Source organism: Candidatus Latescibacterota bacterium, assembly GCA_020633725.1.
Classification (GTDB): domain Bacteria; phylum Krumholzibacteriota; class Krumholzibacteriia; order JACNKJ01; family JACNKJ01; genus VGXI01.
This window is the reverse complement of record JACKDC010000004.1, coordinates 193091-210090: the sequence shown is the minus strand read 5'-3', so window position 1 is coordinate 210090 and position 17000 is coordinate 193091. Positions and strand designations below refer to the sequence as shown.

Below are 17000 nucleotides of genomic sequence, written 5' to 3'. Positions count from 1 at the left end.
CGTGACGCGGCCGCCCCGGTTCCCGCCCAGGCTCGCCAAGACGTTGCGCGGACGGGGGTTGGCGCCGGGCTCAGTCGCGGTTCGCGAAGACGCCGGCCACGCCCGCCACCACCAGGGTGGCGCCGGCGAGCGTCCAGGACGTCACGCGCTCGCCCAGCAGCAGCCAGCCCAGGAACACGGCGATCACCGGATTCGCGTAGGTGTAGGTCACCACGAGGCGGTAGGGCAGCCGTCGCAGGGTGCCCATGTAGCTCGTGAAGGCCAGCACCGAGCCGAAGAGCACCAGGTAGAGCCAGGCCAGCCAGGCCTCGCCCGTTGGCCGCGGCAGCGGCTCGCGGGCCAGCAGCGACATCGCGAGCAGGGAGACGCCGCCCAGCGCCTGCTGCCAGCCGGAGATCGTCAGCACGCCAAGGTCGGGACGCCGCCGCTGCAGCCAGATCGAACCCAGCGCCCAGAAGAGCGGCGCGGCCAGCAGGGCCATGACGCCGAGGATGTCCGCGCGCGAACCGCCCTGCAGCTCCGGCCAGGTGAGCACGCCGACCCCGACGAAGCCCAGCAGCACCGAGGCCGCGCTGCGGCGGCTCGGCGGCCGGCGGTCCAGCGCCGCCGCGATCAGCTCGGCCCAGATCGGCATCGCCGCCACCAGCAGCGCGGCGAGGCCGGAGTCGGCGCGCCGCTCGGCCACGGTCACGAGGCCGTTGCCCCCGAGCCAGAGCAGGGCGCCCGTGGCGGCGAGCAGGCCCAGCTCGCCGCGCGTGATCCGCACGCGCTGGCGGCGCAGGCGGGCGAGGCCGAGCAGAATCGCCGCGGCGACCGCCACGCGCAGCGTGGCCATCATGAAGGGCGGAAAGCCCGCGCCCTCCCGCACGGCCACGCGGATGGCGAGATAGGTGCTGCCCCAGACCACGTAGACCACGGCGAGCTGCGCGAGGCCGAAGCGGTCGAGGCGCGCCTTCGGAGGCTTGGCGGGGGATGGCTGAGGCTGGTGCATGACCGGCAATATCGTTCGCGCCGGCCAGGCGCGCGAGACGTTTTCGGACGCGGTCTCGGGTCGCTACTTGAGCAGGACGAGCTTCTGCGAGACCGTCCGCCCTCGCGCCACGAGCCGGGCGAGATAGACGCCGCTGGTCGCGCGGCCGCCGCCGTCGAGGCGGCCGTCCCAGCGCAGGCTCTGCTCGCCCGCGTCCAGCGCCGCTCCCTCCAGCAGGGTGGCCACGCGGCGTCCGGCGAGGTCGTGGACGGTGAGCGTCACCGCGGCCGCCTCGGGGAGCGCGAAGCTCAGCTGGGTCGACGGGTTGAAGGGGTTGGGATGCCCGCTGAGGCGAAGCGCCCCGGGGGTAAGCGTCTCCGCCGCCGTGACTCCGCAGCCTTGCCCGAAGGCGCCGATGCGGACGCCGCAGGCGTTGTTCGCGGGCAGACAGGGCGAGTCGGCGTCGAGCGAGAAGTTCCCCGCGCCGGGGTCGCAGAAGAGAGGGTCGGCGGCGAAGTTGCCGTTCGCGCCCACCGGATCGGGACAGTCGCCGTCCGCGTTGCCGCCGGCGTTGTCCCAGAACAGCGAGCAGCTGAAGTTCGCCAGCGCGGTGCCGGGGTCGCAGTAGAGGGCCGCGCCGCCGTCGCCGGAGCCGGTGACGAGGCAGTCCTCGAAGTTGGCGATGACCCGCGAGAACCCGCCCCGGATGTAGAAGGTCGTGCCCGGCGCGTCGAAGTCGTCGGTCGGGGTGGCGACGTTGTCGACGAAGGTGCAACGGGTCAGGTTCACCCCACCCGCGATGTACATGGCGCCACCCATCCCCGGGTAGTCGGGCGAGGACCAGCCGTGGCACATGCCCGCCTCGTTCGCGACGAAGAGGCAGTCCGTGAAGCTGCCGCCCGTGGCGTAGACCGCGCCGCCGCGGCCGCGCGCGCAGCCCAGCTCGGGCGTGTAGCCCTGGGCGATGTTGTTCGCGAAGACGCAGCGCTCGAACAGGGCGTCGCCGTCCACGCGCACGGTGCCGGACTCGGTGCCGATGTTGTTCTCGAAGCGCGTGCCCGTCACCCGCGCGCCGCCGCCGATGCGCGCGACCCCCTCGCGGGCGCTGTTGTTGCGGAAGAGGCAGTCCTCCACGAGCAGCGAGCTGCCCACCAGGCCCGCGGGCGGCGTCTCGTCGGTGTAGCCGCCGGGCTGGAGGTGATCCTCGACGATCAGCCGCCGCAGCGTGGGCGTGGCGCCGTCGGCGCAGACGATCGCCTGGCAGTAGCCCTGGATGCCGCGCAGGGTGAGATCCTCGAGGACCGCGCCGGGACCTTCGCCGCCGTCGAAGCGGACGAGCACACCGTTGCTGGCGTTCAGCAGCACGGTGGCCTCCGCCCCTGCTTCGCCCCTGAGCACCACGTCCTTGCCGCCGAAATCGAGCTCGCGGTTGTCCGGCCCCTCGTAGAGGCCCGGGGCGACCAGCACGGTGTCCCCCGGGGCCGCGGCGTCCAGGCCGGCCTGCAGCGTGGGCGCGTCGGCGGGGACGCGGACCAGGGTCGGATGCGCGCCGACGAAGTCCTGGTCCGGCTGGCTGCCCTGCAGGTTCGCGTAGCTCCGGCTGGCCGGCTCGAACAGGTAGAACTCGTGCGAGGGCGTCACCGTCCCGCTCCAGCCCGGCAGCAGGAAGATGGCGTAGTGGCCGCCGGCGTCGGTCCGGGTGTAGCCGCCGTCGAAGTCGATCGCGGCAGCGGCGATGGGCAGGCCGTCGACGGTCTCGATGCTGCCGCTCAGCACGGCGAGCGGATAGTCGCAGCCCGCGCCCAGGGCGCCGACACGCTCGCCGCCCGCGCCCAGGCAGGGGGAGGCTTCGTGAAGCGCGTAGTCCCCGCCCGCGCGGTCGCAGAACAGCGGATCGGCCGCGAAGTTGCCGTTCACGCCGACCAGCTCGACCCAGTCGTGGGCCACGTCGCCCTGCGGGTTGCTGTAGAAGTCGCAGTCCGCGAAGCTCTCGGTGTAGACGGCGCCGTTCACGGCGGACTGGCCCGTGTTCCAGGCCACGAGACAGTGGGAGAAGGTGCTGGTGCCGCTCGCCACGTGGAAGGCGGCGCTGTAGGTCGCGGCGGTGTTGGCCACGGCCGTGACGTGGTCGTGCGCCACGTCGCTTTGGTAGGCATAGCAGCCGCCCCCGCTGTCGGCGCTGTTGCGGGCCAGCACCACGTCCTCCAGCAGCACGGTGTCGGTGGCGTAGCGGATGGAGATGCCCCCGCCCCGCGTGGCGACGCAGTCCTCGATGCTCAGCCCGCGCAGCGTCGCCGCGGCCGACTCGATGCGGATGCCCCCGCCGTAGCCGCCGCTGCCGTTCACGATGCGGAAGCCCTCGATCAGCGTCGACACGGTCTCGCCGCCCAGGAGCAGGAAGCCCTGCTCGGTGCCCCCGCAGTCGATCACCGTCTGGCCGGGGCCCGCCCCCAGCACTGCGATCGCCTTGCCCGCGAGGTTCAGATTCACGTTGTCCACGCCTGCCCAGGTGCCCGGGGCGACCTGCACGGTGTCACCGTTCGACGCCATGGCGATGCCGGCGGCGATGCTCGGCTGATCGCCGGGGACATCGATCACGGCGGCAGCAGCAGCGAATGGGAGCAGGGCAACGAGCGCGAGCAGGTGGGGCACTCCACGAAAACCCATCACGACGACCTCCATCCGGGGGGGGGCGACACCGGAGCGGATTGCGCACGCAACAAGTCTATTCGCTTTGGCGCGGCGAGGCAAGGGCGGGGGGTGGCCTAGTCGGCCAGCGCCGCGTAGTAGGCCGCGTAGTCGTCCACCATGCGCTGCAGGCGGAACTTGGCGCGCACCTCGCGGCCGGCGGCCTCGGCCAGGCGGCGGCGCTCGGCGGGGTCGGCCAGCAGGCGGGGGATCTCCCGCTGCATGGCCGCCAGCTTCGGCTCACCGGCAGGCGGCACCAGCACGCCGTTCTCGCCGGAGCGGATCAGGTGACGGTTGCCGGGGATCAGCGTGCTGAGCACCGGCGTGCCGGCGGCCATGGCCTCGAGGATGGCGTTGCTCGTCCCCTCGTTGCCCGTGGAGAGCAGGCAGAACAGGTCGAAGGCGGCGTAGCAGCTGTGGACGTCCGCGCGGAAGCCCGGCAGGTGCATGCGGCCGGAGAGCCCGCGGCGCTCGGTCTCGGCGCGGAAGGCCGTGGCCTGGTCGCCGTCGCCGATGATCACCGCGTGCACGGGCCGCCCGTCCACCTCGGGCACGCGCTCGAGGAAATCGAGCATGGCCGGGTGATCCTTGAAGGGGAAGAAGCGCGCCACCGTGCCCAGCAGCCAGACGTCCTCGGGGATGCCCAGCTCGCGGCGCTTGGCGGCCGGATCCACGTCCATGTGGTCAAAGCGCTCGAGCGGCACGCCGTTGATGATGACGTCCACGCTGCCCGCCGGGTAGCGCAGCCGCTCGTAGAGGAAGTCGCGCAGGCCCGGCGACACGCAGAGCACGCGGTCGGCCAGGGTGGCCAGCGCGCGGCTGACGAGCATCTTCCGCCAGCCCACCAGCTGCACCATGCCGTGCTCGCCGTTGATCACCCGCGGCACCCGCGCGAGGCGCGCGCCCAGGGTGCCGTAGAGGTTCGGCGTGTAGTTGCGGCAGTGGACGATGTCCGGCTCCAGCCGCTTGAAGAGCTGCGCCAGCTTGGTGGGCAGCTCGGGCGCCAGGCGGTCGGGATAGGCCAGGTTGATCACCGCGGCCGCCGGGTTCGTGATGCGCTCGGCCAGCGCGCCGGCGTCGTGCAGGCAGACCACCGTGGAGCGGAAGCGCGCGGGGTCCAGGCCGTTCACGACGTTCACCACGCCGTTCTCCAGCCCGCCGGCGCGCAGGGTCGTCTGCACGTGGCAGACGTGGATGCGACCGTCGCCCACGCGCCGCTAGCCCCGGCCCGCGCCGAGCAGCGTCTCGAGGATCGGTTTCGCCGTGGCGGTCATGACTTCGTAACCCCTGTCGTTGGGATGAATGTCGTCCACCGCCAGGTCGGCCGGCAGGAAGCCCCGATCGTCGGCCATGGCCCTGTAGAAGTCGATCACGGGATAGCCGCGCTCGGCGGCCAGCGTGCGGAGCCAGTCGTTGAAGGGCAGCATGCGGTCGTTGATGCCGTCCGGCAGCTTCTTGCCGTCGGAGCCGTAGACGGTGTTGCCGTCCTCGCGCACCGGCACGCAGGTGGCGAGCACCGGCTTGATGCCCGCCTCCTCGGCCTCGGCCGTGAGGTCGAGGATCGCGCGGCGCGTGCCCTTGTCGTTCACGCCGGGCCGAAAGGTGATGGCGCAGGCCTTGAACACCACCGCGCGGGGGTGCAGGTCCACCACGTCAGAGCGGAAGCGGAGCAGGTAGTGGCTCGGCCACTGGCCGCCCACGCCGCGCTGGGCCACGGCGAGGTCGCCGAGCTTGCCCTCGGGATTCCAGCGGCTCGTGATGGACGCGCCCATGAAGACCACGTCGGGCCGCTCGCCGCTGTCGATCCAGCGGCGGTTGTCCTCCTCGAAGAAGTCGGTGCGCGTGAAGCGCTCGCTGATCACCTCCACCTTGCGCAGGGCGGACAGGGCGCTCTTGCGGTAGGCCCAGGCCTTCCAGCCGATGGCCAGGAGCATCAGGATCAGGACAAAGATCGTCAGGCGTGCGAGCATGGCGGTCTCCCGAAGTCGTGTGAACGTGAACGGCGCAGTCTAGTCCATGCGGTCGGTGCAGCGCTCCACCAGTTCCACCAGCCGGTTGGCGATGTCCTTCCAGTCGAAGGACGCCCGCACCCAGTCGCGGCCGGCCTCGGCGCGCCAGGCCCGCTCGGCGGGGTCGGCCGCCAGGCGGCGCAGCGCGGCCACGGCCTCCTCGGCCGTGTTCACGGTGACGAGGAAGTCCACCCCGTAGCGGCGCACCTCGTCGAGGTCCGTGGTCAGCACCGGCCGCCCCATGGCCAGGTACTCGAAGAGCTTCATGGGGCTGGCCTTGTGGCTGATGGGAATGCGGACGAAGGTGTTGAGGCAGACGTCCATGGCGGCGATCTCCGCCGGGACGCGGTTGAAGGGCACCGGCCCCGGCAACTCCACGTTGTCGAGCCCGCGCCGGGCCGCCTCCGAGCGCACGTGTTCGAAGTCGCGCCCCGCGCCCACCAGCCGGAAGCGAGTGTCGGGCATCCGCTCGGCCATGTCCAGGATGAGCGGAAAGTCGATGAAGTACTCGAAGGCGCCGAGGTAGCCCACCACCAGGCGATGGTCGTCGCCCGTGCCCACGCGGCCGTCCACGGAGGCGCGCACGCCCTCGAAGCGCGCGAAGTCCACGCCGTTGGGCAGCACGTGGATGTCGCGGTTCGGATAGTCGTCCGCCAGCGAATGGCTCACGCTGAGGACGAGATCCGCGTCGTCGATCATCCGGTGCAAGGTGCGCTTGCCCTGCCAGAGCAGCGGCCCCCAGGCGAAGCGGCCGAGCTCGGTGGCCAGCATGGCCTCGTAGTCGTCCGCCAGGTCGAAGACGCGCACGAGCTTGCGCCCGGCCAGCGGCGCCACGTGCAGCATGCCGGCCTGGGGCAGGTTGTAGACGAGCAGCGCGTCGGCGGGATCTTCGGCGAAGATGCGCGCCACCCGGTCGCGGCAGGCGAGGCCGTAGCTGCCCTTCTTGACGAGCTTGTCCAGGGGCCAGCGGCGGTTCCAGAGGAGGCCGGGCATGGGGACGTCGAAGAGCCGGATGTTCTCCGGCAGCTCCACGTCGATCTCCTGGAAGTTCGTCTCGCCGATGTCCGCCGGCGGCGGCTGCAGCACCGTGATGCGGTGGCCCATGGTGGCGAGCTGCCCGAAGAGGTGGTGGTAGCGCGTCCAGTTCACCGCCCGGTAGCGCGCGAGGTAGGGAAAGAGGAAGTGCACCCGTCAACCTCCCTGAGGGGCCAGGCGGTCCATCAGCCCGGCCAGCTTGCGCGCGAGACCCGGACGGCCGAAGCGCTCGAGTTCTTCCTCACCGCGCCGCGGTAGCGCGCCGCGCCCGGCGATCAGCGCGAGGATGGCGGCGCGCAGGCCGGCGGCGTCGTCCGGCGCGATGGCCAGGCCGCCGTCCACCGAGGCCACCAGCGCGGCGGTCGCCCCCGGGGGCGCCACGGCGAGGATCGGCCGCGCCGCCCGGATGTACTCGAAGGCCTTGGCCGGCACCTGCATGTGGAAGATCTCGCCGTTCTGGAAGAGCAGCAGCGCGTGGCTCGCCGCCAGCTCGGCGGGGATCTCGGCGTGGGGCAGGAAGTCCACCACCTCCACCATCTGGGCCAGCGCGGGTGACTCCATGAGCGCGGCGAACTGCGGCAGTCCGGTGTACTCGCCGCTGCCCACCAGGCGCACGCGCACCCTGGCGGGGTCCAGCGCGCCCTCCTCGGCCAGGTCGCGCAGCGCGGCGAGGAAGGGATCCGGCACGCGCAGGTTGCGCGTGGGGAAGAACTCGCCCGTGTGCGCGAAGCGGAAGGGGCCGTCCGCGGGCGGCGCGCCGGGATCGCTGGTGAAGTCCGCCGGGTCGAAGCCGTTCGTGATGGTGACGAAGCGCTCGGCGGGGATCGCCGGGTAGGTGGCGCGCAGGGCGTCGGCCAGCGGGTCCGTGTTGCAGATCACCAGGTCGGCGCGGCGCAGCACCCAGGCCTCGAGCCGACGGCTCCAGCGCCCCCTGCGCGTGGCGAGCTGCTCGGCGGGGAACTGCAGCGTCCAGGGGTCGCGGAAGTCCACCACCCAGGGCCGCCGCGCCAGCCGCGCCAGCAGGCCGCCCAGCAGGTGCGCCGTGGGCGGCGGGCTGGTGCTGTAGATGATCCGCGGCCGGTGGCGCAGGAGCGTCCACAGGCCGATGCAGAGCCCCGGTCCCAGCCAGCCGCTGTAGCTGTCGGGCGTGGTGAGCAGGTCCAGCAGGAGGCCCATGGGGCCGCCGCGGGGGGCGTCGTCGGTGGCGGGTTCCGCCACGCCGCCCCCACCCCCAGCACCGGGCGCGGCCGGCCGCGTGCGGCGCAGGCGCTTCGGGAGGGACTTCAGCCAGACGAGCAGGTCCAGCGGGTTCCAGACCGGCGAGCGGTAGACGGCCGTGCCCGCCGGCACTTCCTTCAAGAGCCGCGTGTCCAGACGCGGATGCTTGGTGCGCTGGAGCGTGAGCACCACGGGCTGCCAGCCCAGCGGCGGCAGGTACTTGCTGAACTTGAGGGTGCGCAGCATGCCGCTCCCTCCCACGGGCGGGTAGCCGTGGCTGATCATGAGCACCTTGCGCGTCATTCCGCGCTCCCCTCCCCGCCCGCCCGGGCGCCGTAGTGACGCCCCAGCCAGTCCACCATGGTCGCCTGCAGCGTGGCCTGCGCCGCGTCCGGCGCGAACTCGTGATTGCTCTCGGGGATCACGACCTTCTCGTAGGGACGCTGGCGCCCGGCCAGGCAGGTCTGCTCGAAGTCGCTCTCGAAGTCGTAGCGCGCGCGCTCCTGCTCGCTGTAGATCCAGAGCATGGCGAGGCGCCGCTCGACGGCGTCGTAGGCGCGCAGGAAGTTGCGGTTCATGCCCTTGGGAATCTCGACCGCCTTCGGCGCCGGGCTGTCCTTCTTCCCAAGTAGCCGGCCCAGGCGGCGCGTGGCCGTCTTCCAGATCAGACGGTACTCGCTCTTGCCGCCGAAAAAGTTCCGCCAAGCGGCCGGGCTGAAGAGCTTCTTGAGGTAGAGCGTCAGGATGAAGTCGCTGAACTCCTCGCTGATCTGGTCGGCGAAGTCCGTCTCGGTGTCCAGCACCTTCACCGGCAGCTGGAAGCCCATGATCCCCACCACGCGCGGGTCGCGCTCGGCGGCGTAGAGCCCGGTGATGGCCCCGCCGCAGAGCCCGCAGGCGACGACCCGGTCGATGCCGGCGGCGCGGCAGAAGGCGTCGACGGCGTCGGCGGCGTTCTCGGCGAAGTGACCGTTCTGGATGGCCTCGTGCAGCACGGGCACCTCATCGCTGAAGAGCGTGCCCTCGGCGTCGCCGGTGCCGTGGAAGTCGAAGCGGTAGACAGGTAAGCCCAGCGCGGTGAAGCGGCGCGCCAGCTTGACGTGCAGGCGGTGCGGCCCCGCCCGGTGCTTGAGGCCGGGGCTGAGCAGCAGCACGCCCGGCGCGCCGGCCAGCGGCGTGGGCGGACGGCTCAGGATCCCCGGCAGGCGCTGCCCGCCGCTCTCGGTGACGAGGACCTCCTCGTCCAGGGCGCGGGAGCCGGACGCAAGCTGCGGCGTGTTCAACGGACGTCTCTCCAGGGCGCGCGGACGGATCCGCAGCGCTCGGGCAGGGCGCGCCATCGCGCGCCGCGTGGGGTCGGTTCAGGGACGGTGAGAATAGGAAGAAGCAGGAATCGGGTCAATCGTGCGTGCGGCTCAGCTCACGTCGCTCCCCCGCCAACCGCCGCCGAACCACGCCACCAGCGGGTCGAAGAGCGTGGCGTCGCCGGTGGCGTAGACCTTCTGCTCGCCCCAGATGGACGGGTAGACCAGCGTCTCCAGGCGCGAGGCCGCGTGGCCTTCCAGGCGCGCGAAGACGGCGCGGGTGTCGGCGTCGGCCGGCGCGCCCTCGCGGCGCACCAGCGAGAGGGCGAGGCCGGGGCCGGCGAAGGCGGCGTCCTCGGCCTTGAGGCCCGAGAGTGCGTCGAAGCAGGCGGCCGAGAGATGGTAGCCGTCGATGTTGAGGAATCCCGTCTCGCGCATCTCCGCCAGCAGCGTGTCGCGGTCCTTGCGGACTTCGCCGTAGATGCCCATCTGCGTGGTGAGGTTGCTGCGCAGGGTCTTCATCAGGAAGTCGCCGCCGTCCGCCACGGGATTCACCAGCGCCACCGAGCTGGCGCCGAGCTCGGCCGCGCGGGCCAGCGCCAGCGCGCCGCCCAGGCGGAAGCCGAAGAGGTGCAGCTCCTCCACGCCCTCGGCGGTGCGGAAGGCCGCGGCGGCGGCGTCCAGGTCCTCCAGCATGGAGTCCAGGGTCATCTCGTGGTGTTCGCGGTCGCTGTCGCCGTGGCCGCGGTGGTCGAAGCGCAGCACGGGCAGGCCCGCGTCCGCGAGCGCCCGGGCCAGCAGCGCGCTCGCGCGCTGGGTCCAGAGCTTCTCCTCGGCGAAGGCGTGCAGCATGAGAACGCCGGCGGGGTGCCGGCGTGTCTCGGGCCGATGCGTGATCGTGAAGATCTTCTCCCCGGCGACGGGGAGGAAGGCGAAGGTCTCCAAGCCTTACCGTCCGGTCTTAGAGCTGCGCGTTGTAGCGCTCCACCAGGTGCTGGAGCTGACTCCAGTGGATGCTCCCGGCGCGCAGCCGCAGGTTCAGCGCGTCGATCTCCTTGCGGGTGACCGGCGGCAGGCTGAAGCTCACGTAGTCGTAGGTGTTGTAGCGCAGGTCGACGGCGCTCCAGCCCGACGCGTTGGACACGATCGTGCCCTCCTCGCGCGGCCCGATGTTGTAGGGCGCCGCGGCGGCCATGTCGATGTAGTCGTTCGACCACTGCACCTCGCCACGCGCCGCGCGCTCGTGGTTCTGGATGTCGCCGAGCAGGCTGTCGATCACCACCATGTTCGTGCCGAACATCATGAAGTTGGGGCTGCTGTGCCCGCTGACGCCCACGGGGAAGAGGTCCGTGGCGTAGGTCTCCTCGAAGGGATGCCCCTCGTGGTCCCAGGTCATGAACGCGGCCTCGACCACGATCAGGCGGGTCTTGCCCTTGACGAAGGGCGAGTTGGCCAGCGTGCAGATGTTGTCGTAGCGCGAGATGTGCAGATCCGCCGGCAGCTCCTGGCTCCCGAAGTGGTTCTTCATGCTGCCGGTGATGTACCCCTTGTGCCCCTTCTGCAGGCCCAGCACGATCAGGTGGTCGCACTGGCTCAGCACGCTGGGGAAGCGGTGCGAGGTGTCGATGGCGGGGAAGTAGACCGTGGCGTTGCCGTCCCAGTCCACGCCCACGTTGTTGACGTACTGCACGTCCGAACTCCACCGGTTGCGCCAGTAGTCGGGGAACTTGCGGACCACGTCGAAGACCTTCATGTCGCTCGCCTGCACGCCGAACTGCTTCAGGCTCTCGATCACGGCGTAGGCCATCTCGACCGTCTGGTTCGCATTCTCGTCGTAGCTGTTCAGGTTCAGCTTGATGGCGATCTTGTCGCCGGGCTGATAGCCCACCAGCAGCTCGGACCAGGCCTGCACCACGTTCTGGCGGCCGGTCAGCGAGGTGATGCCGCGCGCGAACATGTCGTCGTAGACGGGCTGCTTGACGTAGTTGTAGAAGGCGGGATCGCTGAAATTCCAGTCCTGCATGGTGCCGCAGTGCACGCGCACGACCCGGTTGGCCGCCGGCGCGCCCCAGGCCGAGGGCACGACGCCCAGGCCGGGCAGGGACAGGGCGCCGTAGGCCCCCGCGCCCGCGAGCGCGCTGATCTTGAGGAAGTCGCGCCGGCTGTACTGGGCGATCTGCTCGGCGGTCGGCTGGTAGCCGATCTTCTCGTGCTCGCGATCGTAATCGTGCTGTCTGGACATCATGTCTCGCTTCCGACTCTGGGTTCGTCGCGCTCTATGGTGGCGGACCCGGTCGCCGCGGGGCGCCGTCTGTCCTTCGCTCTCCCGCCGCGGCGCCGGAGGGCGCATAACGGAGTCAAACGACTGAAACTACAGCCGCTGCGGCCACCTAAGCATAGCAAAAACCGGGCGGAAAACCACCGACTTTACGCAGACTTCGCATCCGGCGTCCCGCTGCCCGCGATCAGCGCCGCCGCCTTCTCCACCTTCAGCGCGTAGATCAGCATCTCCCGCTGGTACAGATGGTCCAGCGACGTGGTGGACGCCACCACGAAGTAGAGGAACCACTCGTGGGCCTTCACCGAGAACTGGGTGTTGAAGAAGAAGCCCATCAGCGAGATGCCCAGGGCCTCCGCGTAGAAGAGTTCGGGGCCGTCGGGTTTTATCTTGCTGAAGCGCCGCCAGTTGCGCCAGAGGTGGCTGAAAGTGGTGAAGATGATCCCGAGGTAGCAAATACCGCCGAAGAACCCGCTCTCGGCGAAGACCTTCACGATGGTGTTGTGGGCCTGGATCTTCAGGCCCGCGCCGAAGTCGTCGGACAGCTCCGGGAAGCGGTCCGAACCCACGCCGATCAGCGGGCTGCTCTTGAGCATCTGCAGGCCCGCGTACCAGGCGTCCAGGCGGTGCTGGACGCTCTCGTCCTGCCCGCTGAAGTCCTTGGCGTCCGAGCGCGTGAGCAGCAGCTTGCTGCCCACGATGAACACCACGATCACAGCAGGCACGATCAGGCCCCAGCGGCCGAGCCGTCCCAGCGAGCGGCCGCGGAGCAGCGACAGCCCCATGACCATGGACAGGCCGATCAGGCCCGCCCGGCTGAGCGTGCGCAGGTCGACGTAGATGAGCAGCAGCAGCGGCACGATCATCATGAGCTTGAAGACGAGCTTGCGGTTGAGGTCGATGAACTTGAAGAATAGCGGCCAGGAGCAGACCACGATCAGCGCCAGGTCGTTGGCGCCGCTGTAGGCGCCGTAGCTGGCCAGGCGCCCGCCGTTGAGCTGCGGGTGGGTGAAGGGCTGGGTGTGGTATACCCAGGCCGCCTGCGCGGCCAGCCAGGTCGTGGCGATGAGGATCGCTCCCCAGAGCACCTTGAGCCGGGCGGCGCTCCGGATCTGGCTCGAGATGAGGAAGTAGCCCAGCGCGAAGGTGCCCCAGCGGATGGTCGTCTCGATCACGTAGGGGATGTAGAAGAGCTGGAGCACCGACAGGATTTGAGCGACGACGAAGCCGGTGATAAAGTAGCCCAGGGTCGGCTTGGGCTTGAGCGGCATCGACGAGCGCGCGGAAAGGCCCCAGCCGATCAGCGCGAGGAAGGCCGCCAGGAACAGCGGGCGCGACGAGGCCGTCGCCGGCCAGAGAACGCCGGGCTGGAAGATCGCGAAGAACGCGAACACGACGGTGAAGACGTAGGCCACGGGCAGTCCGTTCGGTGGAGTCGCGCCGTCCGGGGGCGCGACACTTGTCGTCCTACTTCATGATCGGCCGGGAGGCCAGGGAATTGAAGCCATGAACGGCGGAAAGCTGCGACGTCTCCTCGGCTGGACCAGCGGCCCGGGCCAGGGTCTGCTGACCCTGCTGATCCTGGTCGCCTTCCTGGCGCTGTACGCGGGCGTCCTGCTGGGCCTCCTGCGCCAGTGGATGGACGACGACAACTACACCCACGGCCTCCTGGTTCCCGTCATCGCGGCCTTCCTGGCCTTCCGGCACCTCGACCGCCTGCCCCGCCGCGGCGAGCCCAGCGTGGCCGCCGCGCTGCCCTTCCTCGTGCCGGGCCTGCTGCTCTACGCGGTGGGCACCGTGGCCGCGGAGCTCTTCGCCCTGCGCCTGTCGCTGCTCTTCGTCTTCTGGGGACTGGTGCGCGGGCTCTACGGCGTCCGGGCCTTCCGCCTGCTGCGCTTCCCGCTCTTCTTCCTGATCTTCATGATTCCGCTGCCCTACGTCTTCTTCTACCGCGTCGCCTTTCCCCTGCAGCTCCTCAGCGCCACGGCCAGCGCGAAGGCGCTCACCTTTCTCGGGGTGGCGCACGTGCAGACCGGCAACATCATCCACCTGCGCGAGACCAGCCTCGACGTGGTCACCGCCTGCAGCGGCCTGCGCAGCCTGATCGCGCTCGTCGCCGTCGGCACGCTGGCCGCGGGGCTCTTTCCCATGCCGCGCGGCCTGCGCGTGCTGCTGGTGGCGCTGGCCGTGCCCATCGCCATGCTGACGAACGCGCTGCGCATCGTGCTGACGGCGGTGCTCGTCCACCTGGCCGGCAGCGACTTCCTGGGCGGCGCCCTGCACCAGGCCACGGGCTTCCTGACCTTCGGGATCGGCGTGGGGCTGCTCTTTCTGCTGGGAGGAGGTTTCCGGTGGCACCGGCAATCCGCGTGAGGGTCGTGCTGCTGCTCGCGCTGGCCCTGGCCCTCGGCCTCGGGCCCGCGCTGGCGGCGCGCCGGGCGCATCCCGCGAGTCCCGCGGCGCTGGAGGCGATTCCGCTGAACGTCGGGGACATCACCGGCGTCGAGGACCACCTGGACGACGAGATCGCCGACATGCTGCAGGCGACCCAGTCGCTCATCCGCAGCTACCGCCAGGGCGAGCACCCGTACTGGCTCTTCGTCGGCTACTTCGCCCAGCAGCGCTTCGGCAGCCAGATCCACTCGCCGCGGCACTGCTACCCGGGCAGCGGCTGGAACATCCTCAGCGAGACCCACGACGAGCGCCTCGGCGGCCCCAGCGGCGAGCTGCTCATCCAGCGCGACAAGGAGCGCCGCGTGGTGCTCTACCAGTACCTGACCCACGGCGGCGCCACCACGAGCGAGTTCCGTCTCAAGGCGGAGCTGGCGCTGGCGTCGCTGCTGGGGCGTCCGCTGGACGCCGCGTTCCTGCGCTACTCCACGCAGCTCGCGCCCGACGAGACCGCCGACCAGGCGCTCGATCGTCTCACCGTGTTCGCACAAACGCTCGAGCCCGAGCTGCGCGAGGCGCTGCCCTTCTAGCCGGCGTTTCGCGATCACCAATTGCCATCGTGATCGCGTCCCCGCTATCTTGTTCCCAATAGCGCATTCCCCGCGCGCCCCGGAAATGGAACGGACCATGCCTCGCCGACCCCTGCCGCTGCTCGCCGCAGCCCTGGCTGCCGCCCTTCTCGCCGCCGGTTGCACCCTCCTCGAGAAGAACCCCGAGCCGCTGGCCAACCGCCTGCCCGAGGCCAACCTCACCGGCGGTCCGGTGGACGGCGATCTGGACACCTTCTATCGCGTCCAGTTCTACTGGAGCGGCCATGACGCCGACGGCCGCGTGGTCGGCTTCGACTACCTGCTCACCAACGACGAGGTGACGGGACCGCTGCTCATCGACGCGAATCTCTACGCGCGCCTGGAGGCGCTCGGCTACACCTGGACCCGCACCACGGCCTTCCAGGCGAGCTTCGTGGTGAGCGCGGACCAGTCCCCCGACCTCGACGAGCCCGCCGACTCCATCTACTGGGAGCCCGATCCCGAGCGCTTCCACGCCCAGCACACGATCTTCGTCCGCGCGGTGGACGACGACGGCGGCATCTCCGCGCTCCCTGCCCACCGCACCTTCACGGCCACCACGCTGGCGCCGGAAGTGCGCATCACCTATCCCGCCGACCAGGGGGGCTTCGGTGGCGTGGACAACGCAGCCACCGTCGTTCGCTTCCGCTGGACCGGCTGGGATTCGCTGCAGGACGGCAGCGTCATCGACCCCGACTCCAGCCGCTTCGCCCTGGTCCACGAGGAGGACCTCGCCGCCTTCCCCGACAGCGGCCTGCTCGCCCTGCTGCCCGACAGCGCTTGGAGCGCCTGGCGCGGCTGGAACGAGCTCGACCCGGACGGCGAGAACGGCGGACGAACCGCGCTGCTGCGGGATCTCGAGGCGAGCGGGGCGGGCGCCAGCGGACTCCACCGCTTCTTCGTGCAGGCCATGGACGAGGCCGGCGCCGTGACCAGCCACTTCCAGGACGGCGTCAACATGCGCCGCCTGCGCGTGCTCACGTCGCTGCAGCCCAGCCTGCTGCTCTCCGGATCGTTCTTCGGCCTCGCGCGCTACTGGCAGGACCAGACCATGGACGTCGCCGCGCCCGCGGACACCGAACTCGAGCTGGCCTGGCGCGGGGACGCCTCCCACTACGGCGCCGAGATCGAGGCCTACCGTTTCGGCTGGGACCTGGTGAACCCCGACGAGGACGACGAGTGGAGCGACTGGTCGGCGAGCGCGACCTCGTCCCAGGTCAGCTATGCCGACGGCGAGCACACGTTGCGCGTGCAGTGCCGCGACTTCGCCGGCAACGCCATCACCGCCACGCTCGTGGTCCACGTGACGCCGCTGATCATGGACAATGACCTGCTCGTCATCGACGACTACGACAACACCGCCAGCGAGGACCCGCAGCAGGGCTGGCCGCTGGGTCCCGAGAACTCCTGGGGCACCTTCCCGCACAGCGACGCGCAGATGCAGGACTGGTGGACGGCGCTGCTGGCGGACTACGGCGGCTTCGTGCCCGACCGCGACTACCTGCGCCTCACGACCGTCGACCCCAGGCCCGAGTTCATGATGCTCGCCGCCTACGCGCGGATCGTCTGGGAGGTCAGGGAACGGGATGCCGGCAGCTCGGGCCTGGCGCGCTCGGCGGGGTTCAAGGACCCCTTCACGCTTAGCTACGTCCACCAGGATCTCCTGTCGCCCTGGCTCGAGGCCGGGGGACGCCTGCTGCTCTGCGGCTCGCGGCCCATCTACAACCTGCTGCCCACGCCGGGCGAGATGGCCGCCGACGGCTACGAGCGCAAGGAACCGGTGGGCTTCCTGACCGACCTGCGCGTGCCCGAGCTTCCGAACGCCGAGAGCGACGCGCTGGTGCGGCGCTTCCTCCCCTACCGCTGGTTCGGCGTGGACGCCTGCGCGCTGCCCGCGGACGTCAGCCCGCGCGACTACCCCGAGGTCGGCGACGACTGGCGGACCTATCGCACGGCCTGGGGCATGGTGGGCGCGCGCGTCGACGGCGCGTCGCTGGCCCAGTTCGGCAACGCCGAGGGCTGGACGCCACCCGACACGCTGCGCTTCCGCGCCGAGGTCTACGACTGGTTCGCCGACGCCGGCCCCGTTTTCGCGCCGGGCGACAGCCTCTTCGGCCTCGCCGACGCGGAGATCTACAACTGGGACTGGATGGCCGGCCTCTACGATCCACCCCTCGCCTATCGCCCGGGTGAGTACCTGCCGCTTCTGACCTACCTGCCCGCCGACTCGACCACGCGCTGGGGCAGCGCCCCGGCGGACGCGCACTCGGGAGCCGAAGGCTGGCCGGACGACTACTGCGAGTCCTGCTACAGCACGGGCGCGGGGGACGTCCACGTGGTGGGCCTGGTGGGCCTGGGCGCGCCGGAGACGCCGAGCGTGCTGCTGGGCTTCACGCCCTACTACCTGTCGGACGAGAACGCGCGCGGCTTGCTCGGCCACATCCTCACGGATATAATGGATCTACCGCGTTGACGGGA

Annotated in this window: 13 protein-coding genes; 3 read left to right on the top strand and 10 right to left on the bottom strand. The window is 70.7% G+C overall.

The window, feature by feature from the left end; all coding sequences use genetic code 11:
* Positions 1 to 70: 70 nt before the first annotated feature.
* The 10 genes from H6693_10665 to H6693_10620 form a co-directional block, all read right to left on the bottom strand.
* Positions 71 to 991, bottom strand: a complete 921-nt coding sequence (locus H6693_10665) for an EamA family transporter (GenBank protein MCB9516644.1) — start codon at positions 989 to 991, stop codon at positions 71 to 73.
* Positions 992 to 1054: 63 nt separating this feature from the next.
* The gene (locus H6693_10660; GenBank protein MCB9516643.1) at positions 1055 to 3637 is read right to left on the bottom strand and encodes a T9SS type A sorting domain-containing protein; all 2583 of its coding nucleotides are present in this window, start codon (positions 3635 to 3637) and stop codon (positions 1055 to 1057) included.
* Between the two features lie 98 nt (positions 3638 to 3735).
* Positions 3736 to 4869 (bottom strand): glycosyltransferase, encoded by a 1134-nt coding sequence (locus H6693_10655; GenBank protein ID MCB9516642.1) that lies wholly within the window; start codon positions 4867 to 4869, stop codon positions 3736 to 3738.
* A gap of 6 nt (positions 4870 to 4875) precedes the next feature.
* A complete protein-coding gene (locus H6693_10650) occupies positions 4876 to 5628 on the bottom strand; it encodes a hypothetical protein (protein ID MCB9516641.1) in 753 nt (250 codons plus the stop codon).
* A 39-nt stretch (positions 5629 to 5667) separates the two neighbouring features.
* Entirely contained in the window at positions 5668 to 6855 is a 1188-nt protein-coding gene (locus H6693_10645) for a glycosyltransferase (protein MCB9516640.1), read from the bottom strand.
* Positions 6856 to 6858: 3 nt separating this feature from the next.
* Entirely contained in the window at positions 6859 to 8223 is a 1365-nt protein-coding gene (locus H6693_10640) for a glycosyltransferase (protein ID MCB9516639.1), read from the bottom strand.
* Complete coding sequence (locus H6693_10635) at positions 8220 to 9203, bottom strand: hypothetical protein (GenBank protein ID MCB9516638.1); 984 nt, start codon at positions 9201 to 9203, stop codon at positions 8220 to 8222. Before H6693_10635 ends, H6693_10640 begins: the two co-directional genes overlap by 4 nt.
* Before the next feature lie 132 nt (positions 9204 to 9335).
* The gene (locus H6693_10630) at positions 9336 to 10169 is read right to left on the bottom strand and encodes an alpha/beta fold hydrolase (GenBank protein MCB9516637.1); all 834 of its coding nucleotides are present in this window, start codon (positions 10167 to 10169) and stop codon (positions 9336 to 9338) included.
* 16 nt (positions 10170 to 10185) lie between these two features.
* Complete coding sequence (locus H6693_10625) at positions 10186 to 11469, bottom strand: DUF362 domain-containing protein (GenBank protein ID MCB9516636.1); 1284 nt, start codon at positions 11467 to 11469, stop codon at positions 10186 to 10188.
* Positions 11470 to 11651: 182 nt separating this feature from the next.
* Positions 11652 to 12917, bottom strand: coding sequence for an O-antigen ligase family protein (locus H6693_10620; GenBank protein ID MCB9516635.1), 1266 nt, complete (start codon positions 12915 to 12917; stop codon positions 11652 to 11654).
* Positions 12918 to 13008: 91 nt separating this feature from the next.
* Here H6693_10620 and H6693_10615 point away from each other — a divergent pair, with 91 nt between their 5' ends.
* From H6693_10615 to H6693_10605, 3 genes are all read left to right on the top strand, one after another.
* A complete protein-coding gene (locus H6693_10615; protein ID MCB9516634.1) occupies positions 13009 to 13875 on the top strand; it encodes an exosortase/archaeosortase family protein in 867 nt (288 codons plus the stop codon).
* Entirely contained in the window at positions 13854 to 14483 is a 630-nt protein-coding gene (gene epsI / locus H6693_10610; GenBank protein ID MCB9516633.1) for an EpsI family protein, read from the top strand. The genes H6693_10615 and epsI overlap by 22 nt, the downstream gene beginning before the upstream one ends.
* A 97-nt stretch (positions 14484 to 14580) precedes the next feature.
* Positions 14581 to 16995 (top strand): hypothetical protein, encoded by a 2415-nt coding sequence (locus tag H6693_10605; GenBank protein ID MCB9516632.1) that lies wholly within the window; start codon positions 14581 to 14583, stop codon positions 16993 to 16995.
* Positions 16996 to 17000: the final 5 nt, after the last annotated feature.